Origin of the sequence: Uliginosibacterium flavum (assembly GCF_040566545.1) — a bacterium.
Classification (GTDB): domain Bacteria; phylum Pseudomonadota; class Gammaproteobacteria; order Burkholderiales; family Rhodocyclaceae; genus Uliginosibacterium; species Uliginosibacterium flavum.
Genome location: NZ_JBEWZI010000006.1, coordinates 29,738 through 44,666 on the forward strand (window position 1 = coordinate 29,738; position 14,929 = coordinate 44,666).

General features: G+C 59.9%; 13 protein-coding genes. 6 read left to right on the forward strand and 7 right to left on the reverse strand.

Features of this window, described 5'->3' with window-relative positions; translation table 11 throughout:
* Positions 1-148 precede the first annotated feature (148 nt).
* Positions 149-955 carry a TIGR01458 family HAD-type hydrolase gene (locus tag ABXR19_RS07020; protein WP_354600398.1) on the reverse strand — a complete coding sequence of 269 codons (807 nt, stop codon included), beginning with the start codon at positions 953-955 and terminating at the stop codon, positions 149-151.
* 378 nt (positions 956-1,333) lie between these two features.
* On the opposite strand from ABXR19_RS07020, the gene ABXR19_RS07025 reads away from it, so the two are divergent.
* The gene (locus ABXR19_RS07025; protein WP_354600399.1) at positions 1,334-2,164 is read left to right on the forward strand and encodes a helix-turn-helix transcriptional regulator; all 831 of its coding nucleotides are present in this window, start codon (positions 1,334-1,336) and stop codon (positions 2,162-2,164) included.
* A gap of 133 nt (positions 2,165-2,297) precedes the next feature.
* Positions 2,298-3,293, forward strand: coding sequence for an MBL fold metallo-hydrolase (locus ABXR19_RS07030; protein WP_354600400.1), 996 nt, complete (start codon positions 2,298-2,300; stop codon positions 3,291-3,293).
* A 127-nt stretch (positions 3,294-3,420) separates the two neighbouring features.
* Here ABXR19_RS07030 and ABXR19_RS07035 read toward each other — a convergent pair whose 3' ends face one another.
* From ABXR19_RS07035 to nifV, 6 genes are all read right to left on the reverse strand, one after another.
* Positions 3,421-4,152, reverse strand: a complete 732-nt coding sequence (locus ABXR19_RS07035) for a response regulator (RefSeq protein ID WP_354600401.1) — start codon at positions 4,150-4,152, stop codon at positions 3,421-3,423.
* Positions 4,133-7,717, reverse strand: coding sequence for a hybrid sensor histidine kinase/response regulator (locus ABXR19_RS07040; RefSeq protein WP_354600402.1), 3,585 nt, complete (start codon positions 7,715-7,717; stop codon positions 4,133-4,135). Before ABXR19_RS07040 ends, ABXR19_RS07035 begins: the two co-directional genes overlap by 20 nt.
* A 254-nt stretch (positions 7,718-7,971) precedes the next feature.
* The gene (gene nifM, locus ABXR19_RS07045; protein ID WP_354600403.1) at positions 7,972-8,844 is read right to left on the reverse strand and encodes a nitrogen fixation protein NifM; all 873 of its coding nucleotides are present in this window, start codon (positions 8,842-8,844) and stop codon (positions 7,972-7,974) included.
* Positions 8,837-9,310 carry a nitrogen fixation protein NifZ gene (locus ABXR19_RS07050; RefSeq protein WP_354600404.1) on the reverse strand — a complete coding sequence of 158 codons (474 nt, stop codon included), beginning with the start codon at positions 9,308-9,310 and terminating at the stop codon, positions 8,837-8,839. The genes nifM and ABXR19_RS07050 overlap by 8 nt, the downstream gene beginning before the upstream one ends.
* Positions 9,307-9,633: a nitrogenase-stabilizing/protective protein NifW gene (gene nifW, locus ABXR19_RS07055; protein WP_354600405.1), complete on the reverse strand. Its 327-nt coding sequence runs from the start codon at positions 9,631-9,633 to the stop codon at positions 9,307-9,309. Before nifW ends, ABXR19_RS07050 begins: the two co-directional genes overlap by 4 nt.
* 93 nt (positions 9,634-9,726) lie before the next feature.
* The gene (gene nifV, locus ABXR19_RS07060) at positions 9,727-10,863 is read right to left on the reverse strand and encodes a homocitrate synthase (protein WP_354600406.1); all 1,137 of its coding nucleotides are present in this window, start codon (positions 10,861-10,863) and stop codon (positions 9,727-9,729) included.
* Between the two features lie 463 nt (positions 10,864-11,326).
* On the opposite strand from nifV, the gene ABXR19_RS07065 reads away from it, so the two are divergent.
* From ABXR19_RS07065 to ABXR19_RS07080, 4 genes are all read left to right on the forward strand, one after another.
* Positions 11,327-11,785 (forward strand): hypothetical protein, encoded by a 459-nt coding sequence (locus ABXR19_RS07065; protein WP_354600407.1) that lies wholly within the window; start codon positions 11,327-11,329, stop codon positions 11,783-11,785.
* A 239-nt stretch (positions 11,786-12,024) separates the two neighbouring features.
* On the forward strand, positions 12,025-12,402 hold the full coding sequence (locus ABXR19_RS07070) for a DUF4398 domain-containing protein (RefSeq protein ID WP_354600408.1): 378 nt from the start codon (positions 12,025-12,027) through the stop codon (positions 12,400-12,402).
* 80 nt (positions 12,403-12,482) lie between these two features.
* Positions 12,483-13,415 carry an OmpA family protein gene (locus tag ABXR19_RS07075; RefSeq protein WP_354600409.1) on the forward strand — a complete coding sequence of 311 codons (933 nt, stop codon included), beginning with the start codon at positions 12,483-12,485 and terminating at the stop codon, positions 13,413-13,415.
* A 49-nt stretch (positions 13,416-13,464) separates the two neighbouring features.
* Complete coding sequence (locus ABXR19_RS07080) at positions 13,465-14,001, forward strand: ferritin-like domain-containing protein (RefSeq protein WP_354600410.1); 537 nt, start codon at positions 13,465-13,467, stop codon at positions 13,999-14,001.
* Positions 14,002-14,929 lie beyond the last annotated feature (928 nt).

The following is a 14,929-nucleotide window of genomic DNA, read 5'->3' on the forward strand; positions in this document are numbered from 1 at the left end:
GTGTTGTTTCGCACTTGTGTGTGGTGCCGGGCGCTGCCTGAAGATCCGCTCTGCGCTTGCTGCTGCAGTGCTTGTCGGCGGAGAGTAGCGATGATATTGGTTTGCCGTGATGCTCGCCGGCGCAGGCAAGCACATAGAGATTTTTCGGCTAGGTTGTCGGCATGCTCAGGCTGCTGCCGTTGAGAATGGCCTCGACCGCTGTGGAAAAATTATTGGTGATCATTGCGGGCCGCTCGCCTGCGGCTTCTTCGTCTTGCGGGCGATACTTGCCGGTGCGTACCAGAATCGCGCGGATGCCCGCCGCCTGGGCGCCTTGTACGTCGTCGCGCAGATCGTCGCCGATCATCAGCGCTTCGTCGGCACGGATGCCAAGATCTGCCAGCCCGGCGGCAAAGAAGGCCGGGGAAGGTTTGCCGATGACGGTGGCTTGAACACCGCTGGCGTATTCCAGCGCGGCGACAAAGGCGCCCATGTCAATGGTCAGCCCGTCGGCTTCCTGGAAGTAGCGGTTGCGGGCCATGGCGATCAGCGGCAGGCCGCGCATGAGCAGGCGGAAGGCGGTGTTCATGGCGTCAAACGTGAAGCCGGCGCCGGCATCGCCGAGTACCACCGCGTCGGGTTCGGCAGCGCTGGGCCCGGTTTCATCTGTCACGTCGGGATGTACCAGCCAGTGCGGATGCAGACCACGGCTTTGCACATATTGTCGCGTGGCATGCACGGCGGTGAGGATTTCCTCTTCCTTGATATCGAAACCCATCATGGCCAGCTTGTGCACAATCGTGGTGCGTGGGCTGCGCGTCGTGTTGGTCAGGAAGCGCAGCGGGATGTTCGCTATGCGAAGGCGGTGCAAGCCAGCCAGCGCGCGAGGAATCGGCGTATCGCCCGTGTGCAGCACGCCGGCAAGATCGATCAGGATTCCCTTGGGACGCTCGGGTCCGAGCGTTGTCGTCGCCATGCTTGCTCCTTCTGTACGCAGCGTTCAATCAGACAAGCAAGAAGTGCTCTTGTTCCACCGTTTGCTGATTCTTGCATTTCGCCTGTCGAGGCCCGCAGTGAGGCTCAACGAAACGCCTTGATAAGCGCATGCGCAAGGTGGTAGTGCCAAATTGCCAATTCAGCAGCCGGTGCTCGAAGAAGCTTGCTGATACTGGCTCTCCAGCGTGCCTGCCCGAAGACGCTCGTCGGGCGCGGCTCTCCGAGCACACGGGCATAGTCCTCCCGGCCCGCAACCCGGCGAGCCGAAACTGCGAGTGAAAGCCTCCGCTGACCTGTAATCTGACGGTTTGACACGCGGCATTTTGCCGCGCGCCGGATTAACGGAAGGATGTATCAAGTGACGGCCGCTTCACGTCTGGATCAACTGCTGGCCCTTCTGCTGGAGCTCAGTCGTCGCGAGACGCCGCTCCCGTGCCTGTGTGTGCGAGCACTCAGCTCCCATCGTTTGAATGCTTTCGACGTCACCGGTCCGCTTGTTGCCCTGCCGCTGCAGGGGCGCAAGCGTGCGCTGGAGGGCGGTGAATGGATAAGCAGCGTGCCGGGGGAGTTGTTTTTGGTGCCGGGCTCACGCCGTGTGGATGTGGAAAATATTCCCGATGCAGAAAGTGGCGAATATGTCGCGCTGGGGGTGTTGATCAGCGCCAATATTCTGGAGGCTGCCCGTCAGCTGATTCCTGACCATGTGCAGGCAGAGCCGGGGCCGATCGCTTCGGTGCCGTTGGAGTCGCTGGTCGATCCTTTGCTGAAGTGGGGCGAGTCGCTGCAACACGAACGCTATCCGCAAGCCTGTCACGGCATGCTGGGAGTGGTGCTGCGCCTCTACGAGATGGGCTATCACGGTCTGCTCAGTCGGCCGGTGGAGAGTCTGGCGGCACGCGTTCGCAATCTGGTGGCCGGGAATCTGAGCCGCGAATGGGTCTCGGGTGACATCGAAGACGCGCTTGGCATGAGCGGTGCAACATTGCGCAGGCATCTCGCGGCTGAAGGAACCAGCCTGCGCGATGTGATCGTCAATGCGCGACTGGCACGCTCGCTGGAATTACTGTATTCGACGCGCCTGCCAGTCAAGGCGGTGGCGCAGCGGGTCGGCTATGCGTCTGCTTCAAGCTTCACCAAGCGGTTTACCGAGCGTTACGGGATGGAGCCCTCACGTATCGGCAATGCCTGATCCATCTGAACGGACTTCCGGCTGATCACTTCGCGCGCCATTCTGAGCGTTTCGCGTAAGCAGTCGTCGTTATGCTCCACCTATGTCGTGACAGTCAGCTATTCTGGAACGATCAACCCTGGGAGAGAAAACAATGAATCACCAATCAGTATCTGTATGGGCTCGCAAGACAGCCTTGCTGGGCATTGCCGCGATCGCACTGAGCGGCAGTCTGACTGCAGCCGCCGCTGCGCCCGCCCAACTTAAAACCCAGGTGCCGGGCTATTACCGCCACGCGCTGGGCGAGATGGAAGTTACCGCGCTGTACGACGGCTACGTCGATCTGGGCAGCAATCTGCTGAAAGGCATTCGTGCCGATCAGATCCAGAGCCTGCTGGCGCGCATGTTCCTCAAGGACATCAAGGGTATTCAAACGGCGGTGAATGCCTATCTGGTGCACACCGGCGGGCGTCTGGTGCTGGTGGATGCCGGCTCGGCCAGCTGCTTTGGGCCGACTCTTGGCCAGGTTCAGGACAATATCCGCGCGGCTGGTTATGCGCTGGAGGATGTCGATACGGTGCTGCTGACGCACCTGCATCCTGACCATATGTGCGGTCTGCTGAACAAGGATGGCAAGCCGGCATTTCCCAACGCAACCGTCTTTGCTGCGCAGGAAGACATGGATTTCTGGTTGAGCGAAGCGACAGCGGCTACCGCGCCGGAAGACAAGCGCCCGTTCTTCAAGATGGCGCGTGAAGCCGCCGCTCCGTATCTAGCTGCTGGCAAGTTCCGCAGCTTCAAGGCGGGTGAGCAATTGTTCGCTGGCGTCAGCGTAGTGCCAACCCAAGGACACACGCCGGGCCATATGTCCTACCTGTTCAGTTCCAAGGCCAGGCAGCTGCTGGTGTGGGGCGATATCGTGCATAACCACGCCGTGCAGTTTTCACGGCCAGAGGTGTCTCTGGAGTTTGACTCGAACCAGAAACAGGCAATCGCTACGCGCAAGGCATTGTTCGTGACCGCGACAAAAAATGGCTGGGAGATTGCCGGTGCACACTTGCCCTTCCCCGGCATCGGCCATATCCGCAAGGATGCCAAGGGCTATGCCTGGGTGCCGCTGGAGTTCGGTCCGATTCGCACGGATCGCTGAAGCGCAGATTGAGCGGGGCTGGCTGGAATTTTGTTAATGACAAAGTTCCAGCCAGGCTCCTTTCTTCCTTGTGCCTGCCCGAAGAAGCTTGCCGGACGCGGCTCTGCAAGAGTGCGCCGCTCAGCACTCATTGCTCAGAACTTTTTTTGTCATTTTCCTCGCTCAACACCAGCAGCCATTCGTCATCGGCGCTCTGGCTGTGCAGGCTGAAGATGACGCGGCTGGAGGCATGAATGACTTTCAGCGGCTGCAGTGGTGTGCCCGGTTGGCTGCGTAAACATGCGATGCTGGTTCTGAGCCAGTTGCGCACGATGGGCGGCACCAGATCGATCCGGATGTTGAAGTAGCGGGCGAGCAGGTCACGGGCCAGCGGGGTCTGCCAGGTGACGCGGCCGGTTTCCGGAATTACCGACATGGTGGCCTGGCCGAAGGCGTCGAGGGCGCTGCGTGCCTGTGTTGTTTTGCGGGCGCTCTGCAGGTGGCTGGCGATGCGGGCAATGACTTCGCTGGTGCGTACCGGCTTGCTGACATAGTCGGTGCCTCCGGCTTTGAAGGCGGCGACGATATGCTCGGGTTCCGTGATGCCAGTCATGAAGATGATCGGGATATGGCTGGTGGCGAGGTCGGCCTTGAGGAGACTGGCGACTTCGAAACCATCCATGCCCGGCATCGCTGCGTCGAGCAGGATGATGTCCGGCAGGCTCTGGCGCGCGCGGATCAAGGCCGATTCGCCATTGAGGGCGGCCAGCACCGAGTAGCCGGATTCATCCAGAGCATCGTGCAGTACCGAGAGGTTTTCCGGCACGTCATCGACGATCAGTACCAGGCGGGTGGCGCGATCAATTCCTTGTGATGGCATCAAGATCCTTTTTGATCAGTATTGTCATGGCATCCAGTTCGAAGTCTGCGAGCATTTGTCGTAGCGGCTCGGCATAGCTTTGGCCGGGTGTGTCGGTGGCGATTTTGTCCAGCACGCTGTGCACGCCGCGCACGTAGCCGAGCTTGAGCTGATGGGCGAGTTGTTCGAGAAGCTCCCGCGCAGGCAGGCTGGACGAGGCTTCGCGAGGGGCTGCCTGAAGAAGGCCGTCCGGTGCGGCTGCGCAGGCCGCCTCCTGCCATTGCAGATCGAGCTTGCGGCCGATCCATTCGAGCAGCTCAGCTACTTTGAACGGCTTGAGAATGAAGTCTTCGCTGGCGACGCCCACGTCATTCTCCAGGCCCTTGTCAAAGGCATTCGCCGAGAGGATGGCAATCTGTGCGTCAGACAGTTTGCCGGCGCGGATGCGGCGGATCGTCTCCCAGCCGTCGATGCCGGGCATGGCCAGGTCCATGAAGATCAGGTGGGGCTGGAAACGCGGCAGCACTTCCAGACATTCGATACCGGAGGCTGCCTGATCCAGCTCGAAGCCCAGCGGCGCGAGGATGCTGGCGAGCAGTTCGCGATCCGGGGCTTCGTTATCCACGATCAGGATGCGCCGCTTCTCGCCTACGTAGCCGGTGTAGTGGCGGCGCGGCAGCTCTTGCGCAGCCTGGGCCGAATGCAGTTGGGGCAGGAACAGACGCACGGTGAACAGGCTGCCGCTGCCGGGCGTGCTCTTCACCGTAAGTTCGCCCCCCATCAGGTTGGTGAGCATGCGCGCGATGCTCAGGCCCAGACCGGTGCCAGCCGCCTGCTGTGGACTGTCGCCACGCGCAAAGGGCTCGAACAGGCGCTCGATCTGATCCGCCGGGATGCCGGGCCCGCTGTCTTCGATTTCGAAAGTGGCCATGTCGCGGGCGAAGTTCATGCGGAAAATCACGCCACCGTTCTGGGTGAATTTCACCGCGTTACCGAGCAGGTTGATCAGGATCTGGCGCAGGCGTTTTTCGTCGGCGCGCACCACGGCCGGAATTTCACGGGCGTGCTCGAAGTGGAAGGCAATCCCCTTGTTTAACGCCTGCAGTTCGAACATGTGGGTGAGCTGTTGCAGCAACTCGCGAAAGTCCAGCGCACGCACCTCCAGCTTCAGTTTGCCGCCCTCGATGCGGGCGATATCCAGCGTGCCTTCGATCAGTGAGAGCAGGTGGTCGCCACTGCGGCGGATGACCTTGATGGCCTGCTGACGATGGGCCGGAATGCTTGGGTCGCCATCGAGGATTTGCGCATAGCCGAGGATGGAATTGAGCGGCGTGCGCAGCTCGTGGCTGATGGTGGTTATGTAGCGGCTTTTGGCCTGATTGGCTGAGTCCGCAACACGTTTGGCTTGCTGCAGCGCTTCGTCAGTCTGCTGGTGGGACGCGATTTCGCGCATCAACAAATGGGTCTGACGGTTCGATTCCTCTTGCGCCACCTGCCGGCTCTTGTGGGTCAGCACCAGCCACCAGGCGATGATGCCGCTGGCCAACAGCAGCACACTGAAAACCTTGATGAAGCCCGTACGCAGGGCCGGCAGCAGCACCGGATCGCTCAGCGTTTGTGCTTGCTGGTAATACAGCACGCCGAGCAGCGTCCCCAGCCCGGCGACGACCGCCGCCATCAGCAGCAGGTAGTGGCCGAGACCGCTGTCGATGTAGGGCCACAGCGGGCGCGGCAGCAGATGGCGCATGCCCGCCGACCATTGTGCCGACAGGCGCGCATCGGGCTTGCACAGGTCATGGCAGCGTGCATCCAGCGAACAGCACAAGGAGCAGATATGCCCTTGATAGGCCGGGCAATGCGCCATGTCCTCGCCTTCGTACTGGCGTTCGCAGATGACGCAATGGAGGGTGGCTACGATAGGGTTTGGGTTTGCAGGTAGGCCATCTTCCAAATCCCGTGCGTCCTGAGCGTAGTGCAACGAAGTCGAAGGGCAGGTTCCGTGGCAGGTGGTGGGGCACGCTGCGCTTCGACTTTGCTCGCCTTGCTCGCGACGCTCAGCACGAACGGGTTGTGGTAGGACGCTTGGCTCCGGCTTGCGCGCCAAGTAGTACTTGCCCTTGGTGGCCCAGGCAATCAGCGGCGAGGCGATCAGGGCGCTGGCCAGCGCGATGAAACTGGCGAAGGCTTGAGCGTTGGCGCCGAATGCACCCAGATACGCCATGATCGACAGTGTGGAGGCAATGAACATTGCACCGACGCCGACCGGGTTGATGTCGTACAGGTGTGCGCGCTTGAATTCGATGCCCGGCGGCGACAGGCCTAGCGGCTTGTTGATGACCAGATCGGCGACCACCGCCACCAGCCATGAAATCGCGATATTCGAATACAGGCCCAGTACCTGACCGAGCGCCTGGAACACATCCAGCTCCATCAGCATCAGCGCAATCGCTGTGTTGAAGACCATCCACACCACGCGGCCCGGGTGGCTGTGGGTCAGGCGCGCGAAGAAGTTGCTCCAGGCCAGCGAGCCGGCATAGGCGTTGGTGACGTTGATCTTGAGCTGCGAAATGATCACGAAAGTGGCGGTGGCCGCTACCGCCCAGCCCGGATGACTGAAGACCGCCTCGAAGCCGACCAGATACATCTGGTTGGGGTCGACAGCGCGATCAGCCGGTACCGAATTGCGCAGGGCCAGGTAGGCCAGCAGGCAGCCGCCGAACATCTTGGCCACGCCCATCACGACCCAGCCGGGCCCGCCAACCAGCACGGCGGCGAGCCAACTCTTGCGATTGGCCTGCGTGCGTGCCGGCATGAAGCGCAGGTAATCGACCTGTTCGCCCATCTGGGTGATCAGCGCAATGCCCACGGTCAGCGCGGCGCCGAACAGATGCATGTTGAATTTGCCGCCTTCGCCCTTGGCGCCGGCGTACTGGCTCAGTTCGCCGAGCACACCGGGATTTTTGGCCAGCACAAAGATGAAGGGCAGGGCCAGCAGGATCAGCCAGATTGGCTGGGTCAGGCGCTGCAGACGGCTGATCATGGTGACGCCGTGGGTCACCAGCGGAATCACCGCCAGCGCACAGAGCAGATAGCCCCATGCCGGCGGAATGTCGAAGGCAAGTTCCAGCGCGTAGGCCATCACCGCCGCTTCGAGCGCGAAGAAAATGAAGGTGAAGCTGGCGTAGATCAGCGAGGTGATGGTCGAGCCGATGTAGCCGAAGCCCGCGCCGCGCGTCAGCAGATCCATGTCCAGGCCGTAGCGCGCCGCGTACAGGCTGATCGGCGTGCCACACAGGAAGATGATCAGCCCGGTAGCGAGGATTGCCAGGGCCGCGTTGGTGAAGCCGTAATTGACCAGCAGGGTCGCGCCGACGGCTTCCAGGATCAAAAAAGATGCGGCGCCAAAGGCCGTGTTCGCCACCTGCCATTGCGACCATTTGCGGAAGCTTTTGGGCGTGTAACGCAGGGCGTAATCTTCGATGCTCTCATTGGCGACCCAGGTGTTGTAGTCGCGCCGCACTTTGACGACGCGCTGGACGGCGTCGCTATCGGCAGCACTGCTCTGGGGCGGGGAATGGGTACTCATCCCCGATTCGATGCACGGCGCGTGCCTGAGTTGGCAAGATCTTGATTCAAATACGTTTATCCGTGAATCAAGGGCATGCCCTGAGGGTCACCAGTTGCTCATGCACTGGCATGGGTCGGCGTATGGCACGAATCCGCACCACTTTGAGCGCAAAGCCAGCATGAAAGACCATCTTCAGCGGCAATGCCTGAAGAGCCTCTTCCGCATTGGGTCTTCAGCATACTAGCCTGAAGATACCCGCTGGGTGCGGGTCTTTAGCTTGCTCGTTGCAACAGGCTTTTCACCCAGGCGCGTTGCTTGTTCTGGCGGCGAACTTGCCGCATCTGTTCGCGAATCTTGTCGCGCACCTGAGTCAGTGGCAAGCTGCCAGCGGGCTGGATATTCTCGCAGCGCAGGATGTGAAAGCCCATGGGCGATTCAAGGACTCCGGACAAGCTGGCCGGACGCATCTCGAAAGCGGCAGCGTCCAGTGAGGGAAACAGCTGACCGCGCGGCACCTGACCGAGCAGACCGCCTTGCATGGCCGTCGGGCATTCGGAGTGACGCAGGGCTTGTTCGGCGAAGCGATCCGGCGCTTTCAGAAGCAGGGCGTGGATGGATTCGATGCGCTTCAGTGCTTCCTCACGGCCATTGCTTTTCAGGTCTTCATTGATGGTGACCAGGATGTGCCGCAGGCTGCGCCGTTCCGGCGTCTGGAAGCGTTCGAAATGCTGGTAGTAAAAGACCTCTGTTTCCAGATTGCTTACCGGCGCGATGCGGGCAGAAATGAAATCGAGCACAGCCTCGACACGCAGTTCGCGTTCTACATCTTCGCGCAGCGTTTGTTGGCTGAGGCCGTGGCGCGCCAGATCGAGAATGAACTCGGCTTCGGTCGTGAAGCGCGCGGCAATCTCGGACAGGTTGTGCTCGATGGCTGCGGCATCGACGACGACATGGGCGGCCTGTGGGCTACTCAGGATGCGTCGTTCGATTTCGTGCTGACGGGCCACGACGGCACTGACTTGTTGCCGCTGCTCCGGCGTCAGCGCCTCGGGCGTCGCTGAAAACATCGCATTGGCATGCTTGAGCGTCAGGTAGGGAGAGCTGGCGGCGCTGATGGCGGCAGAGGTGGCGGCAAGTTCAGACATGATGTGTTTCTTCCTGCAAGGCGCTGGCGGATTCCAGCGCGGTTTCACGAACAATCAGGGGGTGGCCGGCGTAGCAGCCGAAATGCACGTGGTAGGCAACGCCGCCGGGGGCATCGCGCAATACATTCATGACTTCTCCACGCGAGCCGGCGGGCACGCGCACTTCGCCGCCAATCGCCAGCGGGCGGCTGTTGCGCACGTATTCACGGACTTCAAAACGCGTCTCGCACCAGTATTCGTCCAGATCCATCAGTTCTTCTTCGCGACAACCGACGACGCGGCCGTGATCGAGGAAATGTACCGAGTAGATGACTTGATCCATCAGGAAAGTGCCGATATCCACCACCGTGCCGATGCTGCCGCGCCGCACCAGCAACTGGCCGCGCGTGGCGCCCGGAAAGGTGCCGTCGTCACGCACGTTGCGGGTGACGCGCACTCCAGTGCCTTGTTCCCAGCGCGGTCTCATGGCCGGGCCCTGCCAATGGCGCTGATCGGAATTGTGGTGATGCCCTTGGCGCGTTTGAAGACGCTGAACACGCCTTCGGTCAGCGCGTCGGAACGCACGAAATCATCGTAGGCACGGGCCAGCAGGCGCCGCCAGGTCTCGTATTCAGGCACATTGCCGGCGCCGCGTAGATAGTCGTGAAAGCGTTGCAAGATGTGCAGACGATTGATCTGAACGACGGTGCGATCAAATTCGATGTTGAAGTAATCGAGGAAGTCTTCGATTCCCTCCAGATCGGCAAGCTCGGCAGAAAATTCTTCAGGACTGAGAGTTTTGGCGGTCATGGTCGGTCTCCGTTTCCGTCGCAACGCGACGCTTGAAGCTCCCCTCGCCCCTGAGCGGGAGAGGGGTTGGGGGAGAGGGCATCCCCTCGGTTTTCAGCAGTGTTGGCATTCACGTTGCAAGCCTGCAAAGAGCAACATCAATTCGGATTCATCAGGACTGCGTTTTTTCAGATCGACGAAGCGACGCACCAGGCTCAGTAGCAGACCCGCTTCTTCGTCAGCCAGTTGCCGCCCCAGCGCAGCGAAGACGGATTTCACCGCCCGCGTGCCGGAATGCTTGCCGAGCACAACGCGATGTTCGCGCCCGACAATGGCCGGGTCGAAGCCTTGATAGTTGGCTGGATCCTTGAGCAGGCCATCAACATGAATGCCGGATTCGTGCGTAAACACGTTGGCGCCGGTCAGGCTTTTCTGCACTGGAATCGGCCGCCCCGAGGCACGCGCCACGCGTTCAGCGAGGGCAGGGAAGTCCTGCAGATCAACGCCCGTATCGATGCCATAACACTGCTTGAGGCCATGCACGACCTCCTCCAGCGCAGCGTTGCCAGCGCGTTCGCCGAGGCCATTGATGGTGGTGTTAACGTGAGTGGCGCCAGCCCGCACCGCAGCCAGGGTGTTGGCTGTAGCCATGCCCAGATCATCATGGGCGTGCATCTCGATCTCCAGATCACAGCTGCGGCGCAGCGCCTTGATTTCGCGGGCGATGCCAAAGGGCTCCATCACGCCCAGCGTGTCGGCGTAGCGCAGGCGACGCGCACCAGCGCGCTGGGCGACTTCAGCAATCTGGCGCAGAAAGGCGGGATCGGCACGCGAGGCGTCTTCCATGCCAACGCAGACTTCCAGGCCCAGATCGCGGGCGCGTTGCACCAGCCGATAGATTTCGCTGAGCAGCCAGGCGTGACTCTTTTGCAGCTTGCTGGCGATATGCTGATCCGAGGCCGGCGCCGAGATATCAATCAGGTGCGCGCCCAATTTGGCGCAAGCCGCGATGTCGCGATCATTCAGGCGCGACCAGACCATCAGGCGCGCGTTCAGGTCGAGCGCTGCAATCGCGCGGATGCTTTCGCGTTCGGCTTCGCCCATGGCCGGAATGCCGACTTCCATTTCGCGCACGCCCATCGCATCCAGACTGCGGGCGATATCGATCTTCTCGCCAAGACTGAAGGCCACGCCGGCAGTCTGCTCGCCGTCGCGCAATGTGGTGTCGTTAATGGTGAGTGTGCGGATCATGGCGCGGCTCTGGTTTGGGACACCCAATCCATAGCAAGCACAGTGCCATTCACCTTGAGCCGAGCAAAGCCCTGTGCTGGCAAGGATTTGGCTGATTTGTCGGATTTCTTACAGTGGCGGTTCAGCTACAGCTTTGAAGGATTTGCGCCACAAGTGGAGGCTGCCGCGCCATCTGGCGGAGATTTGCGCAACAAAGCAGGCGGACGCAAACGCTATTGATTCGGCCCGACTTGAATTTGAAACGCAGGTGCGACTTCAGTCGCACACCACGCTCAGCCGGCCGACTGAAGTCGGCCCTACATCAGCATCCGACACTATTTGCGGGCCCAAACGCGAATTGAAGGATGCTTCGCGATATGGGTGCCAGCGCACAGAAGTGCACTTTGATTCCGGGCATCGTGAGTGCCGTATCAACGAGCCCGCATCCCCGACAGCATATTCATGACTTAGGGAGTGTGGGCTGATGAACTTACACGTAGCTCAAGGAGATCTGGATATGTTTGCACTTAACGATTCAACACGCTGGAATTTCAAGTTTTTCTCGAAGCGCGCCGCAGTGGCGATGCTGGCATCCGCAGCACTGTTGAGCGCCTGTGGCGGTGGCGGTGATGCAGGTGGCTCGGATTCCATCCCTGATTCCATTACGGTCACCTCAATGGATGGCCCCAGTGGCGGATCTGTTGGCCAAACCACCACCATGAATGTCAAGGTAACGACTACCGGCAACATTGCAGCCAACGAAATTTCGTACAACTGGGAGCAGACGGCAGGCACTGCCGTACTGAGCAAGTCGCAGAACAATGGTGACTATGAGTCGACCTTGTCCTTTATTCCTGGCGTCGCCGGTGACGTGACTTTCAAGGTGACGGTCAGCGCGCGTGGCAAGACGGGGTCGCAGTCGAAGTCCGTGCCGATCAACTAACACGGCTTGTCAATCCGGATGTTTTGCTTGAATGGGGCACCGTGAGGTGCCCTTTTTTCGTCCGGCAATCAGCCTGAACGTCTATGCCAATGGATATCCCGCCAGGGGCCGCACGATCCAGCGGGTGTCCCGGCAATTTCTATGTGCTGCAGCGCACAGACCTTGTAGCAGGACCAGCATATAAATCATCCATCGAGGCGGTGTTCTAAACCTCGACCCGCAATTTAATGGAGAAAAACATGATCTCGAATTCAAAGAAATTATCTATTGCCCTGTGTGGCGCTTTTATGGCCATGACGATTGGCTGTGCCAGCATGAAAGCCCCTGCAACTGCAGATGTTGCCGTATCGAAGGCCGCCGTGGATAACGCCGCCGGAGCCGGTGGCGTTGAGTACGCGCCGGTTGAAATGAACTCTGCGCGTGAAAAGCTGGCCCAGGCCAACAAGGCCATGACAGCAAAGGATTACAAGCTGGCGCGCGAACTGGCGAGCGGCGCTCAGGCCGACGCTAAGCTGGCCCAAAGCAAGGCCAATTCAGCCAAGGCAACCAGCGCTGCCGATGCGCTGCAAGACGATATCCGCGTCTTGCGTGAAGAGCTGGATCGCACCAGCAAGTAAGGCTTTGCGTCAGCCCCGAATATCAATCGCACTGGGCCGCGCTCCTGCAGCGCGCCCTTGCATTCAAAAGGAATTGAATCATGAATAAACGTAACATTACTCCCGCTATTTTTGCCGTCGCTGTTCTTGTCAGTGCGTGCAGTTCCATGCCTAAAACCACGACTCTGCTGGATCAGACGCGCGGCGATTACGTTGTTGCCGAGGGCAACCCGAGCGTGGCGCGCTATGCCCCGCTGGAATTGAAGCAGGCCGGCGAAGCGCTGGCAAAAGCCAATGCATCAGCCCGCGACGACGACAGCAGCGCAGACATTGACAAGCTGGCGTACATCGCCAAGCAGAGAATTGCCTTGACGCAGGAAGTTGCCAAGCAGAAATCGGCTGAGGCCGATGTGGCGAACTCCGGCAAGGAACGCGATCAACTGCGTTTGAATCAGCGCACGAATGAAGCCAATCAAGCCAAAGCCAATGCCGAGCAGTCTTGGCAGATGGCCCAGGTCGCACAGAACGACGCCGCCATTGCACAACGCGATGCCGCCGCCGCTCAGCGCAAGACCCAGGAAGCTCAATTGAATACGCAGGACGCACAAGCCCGTGCCGCCAAACTCGAAGCGCAATTGGCAGAGCTGGCCGCCAAGAAGACCGAACGTGGCCTGGTGATCACCCTGGGTGATGTGCTGTTCGGCACCGACTTGTCACGCCTGAATGCAGAAGGCATGCGCACGGCGCAGAAACTGGCGGACGTGCTGACGCAAAACCCCATGCGCACCGTATTGGTTGAAGGCTTTGCCGACAGCACTGGCGCCTCTGCGTACAACCAGGAGTTGTCTGAGCGTCGCGCCACCGCAGTGCAAAGTGCATTGCTGGAAATGGGCATTGCCCGTGACCGCGTTGCAGTTCGTGGCTATGGCGAGGCTTTCCCGATTGCTGCCAACACCAGCGAACAGACCCGTCAGTTGAATCGGCGCGTCGAAATTGTTGTTTCAGATGACTCAGGAATGATTTCGAAGCGCTGAATCCTGGCTGCTTCAGATTGTTTATTCTTGATTTGAATCGAGGAAGATCATGCATAAAGACAAGCATTCAAAGCACGCGGGAATCGATGTTTCCGCAATCAGGGAAGCTGCCAAACATATCGACGACGGTGCGGTGACGGTTGGCTATCAGGCAGATCGCCAGCAAATAGTCGAAATGCTCAATGCCGCACTGGCGACCGAGCTGGTGTGTGTGTTGCGCTACAAGCGCCATTACTACACAGCAAGTGGCTTGCAGAACGGCCCGATCAAGGCGGAGTTCCTGCAGCACGCCTTGGAGGAGCAGGGCCACGCAGATTTGCTGGCGGAGCGCATTGTGCAATTGAACGGCAAGCCGGATTTCAATCCGGCTACCCTGATGGAGCGTACGCATGCAGAGTACGATGATTCAGACTCGATCCTGGACATGATCAAGGCCAATCTGATTGCCGAGCGCGTGGCCATCGAATCCTATCGGCAGACGATCGAACGGGTTGGCGATAGCGACCCGACCACGCGTCACATGCTGGTGGGCATCATGGCCATGGAAGAGGAACACGCTGACGATATGCGTGATCTGCTGGCCTGATATTTGAAGGCAACCAAGCCGCGCTTGCTGAAACAGCAAGCGCGGCTCTTTTACGTATGGATATTTTTCGCAAAGAGCCTGTCTGTAGAGCCGCTCCTGGATTGGCTCTGCAGCATGAATGCCCCGTCAGCCTTGCTGGGGGCGGCTCTTCAGGGCGCTGCTATTGATTCGGCCCAATGAGGTTTGATTTCGTCGACAGCAGGTCGCAGGACAAGCTCCGCTCAAACTGAAATCGGCAGGCCCCAACATTCCCTCGCTCGTTTAGCCTGAAGCGCGAAAGCATCCCTGAAAGATCTTGGTGTCGAGATGATTCGCAAGCCGCGCACTTACTGCGCAGTCCAATGAGCTTGATCAACCCTTCTGGACCGACATGATCACGACCTTGTTGCTATGATTTCGGCGTGCTGGCGGGAGTGATCAGTCAGCGGCTATCGGCTAGGAGCGGGCGTTCGTTCCATAAGCCGAAAACGGGTATTTGTAGGGTGCAATAACCGAAGGGCATTGCACCGGGAGCTTACGGCAAAAGAACTCGCGTACAGATGAACGCGCCACCATCCGGTGCAATGCGCTAACGCTTATTGCACCCTACGTGCTGGCGGAAGTGATCAGTCAGCGGCAATCGGCTAGGAGCGGGCTTTCGGAAGGCTAGGCGGAAAGCGGTCATGTGTAGGGTGGGCACGGTGTGCCCACGCAGCATACGATCAGATACCATCGACAAAACGCGTGGGCTCACCGAGCCCACCCTACCTGGCTTACTACGCCCGATCAGCGGACGGTCGGCCTGCCGTGCCGGAAGCGGGCATTCGTAGGGTGGGTTCGGAGCGCAGCGACAACCCACCGTTACGTTTCAGTAAAGCTCATAGTTGGTTGCTTCACCCCCTATTTGCCTTCTGACGCCTCCATCGCCGAAATCCAACTATCTAACTCC

Coding starts and splice junctions, on each gene's coding strand:
- ABXR19_RS07050 (WP_354600404.1), bottom strand. CDS start 9,310: ATGAGACCGCGCTGGGAACAAGGCACTGGAGTGCGCGTCACCCGCAAC.
- ABXR19_RS07075 (WP_354600409.1), top strand. CDS start 12,483: ATGAATAAACGTAACATTACTCCCGCTATTTTTGCCGTCGCTGTTCTT.
- ABXR19_RS07065 (WP_354600407.1), top strand. CDS start 11,327: ATGAACTTACACGTAGCTCAAGGAGATCTGGATATGTTTGCACTTAAC.
- nifW (WP_354600405.1), bottom strand. CDS start 9,633: ATGACCGCCAAAACTCTCAGTCCTGAAGAATTTTCTGCCGAGCTTGCC.
- ABXR19_RS07080 (WP_354600410.1), top strand. CDS start 13,465: ATGCATAAAGACAAGCATTCAAAGCACGCGGGAATCGATGTTTCCGCA.
- ABXR19_RS07040 (WP_354600402.1), bottom strand. CDS start 7,717: ATGAGTACCCATTCCCCGCCCCAGAGCAGTGCTGCCGATAGCGACGCC.
- ABXR19_RS07030 (WP_354600400.1), top strand. CDS start 2,298: ATGAATCACCAATCAGTATCTGTATGGGCTCGCAAGACAGCCTTGCTG.
- ABXR19_RS07070 (WP_354600408.1), top strand. CDS start 12,025: ATGATCTCGAATTCAAAGAAATTATCTATTGCCCTGTGTGGCGCTTTT.
- nifV (WP_354600406.1), bottom strand. CDS start 10,863: ATGATCCGCACACTCACCATTAACGACACCACATTGCGCGACGGCGAG.
- nifM (WP_354600403.1), bottom strand. CDS start 8,844: ATGTCTGAACTTGCCGCCACCTCTGCCGCCATCAGCGCCGCCAGCTCT.
- ABXR19_RS07035 (WP_354600401.1), bottom strand. CDS start 4,152: ATGCCATCACAAGGAATTGATCGCGCCACCCGCCTGGTACTGATCGTC.
- ABXR19_RS07020 (WP_354600398.1), bottom strand. CDS start 955: ATGGCGACGACAACGCTCGGACCCGAGCGTCCCAAGGGAATCCTGATC.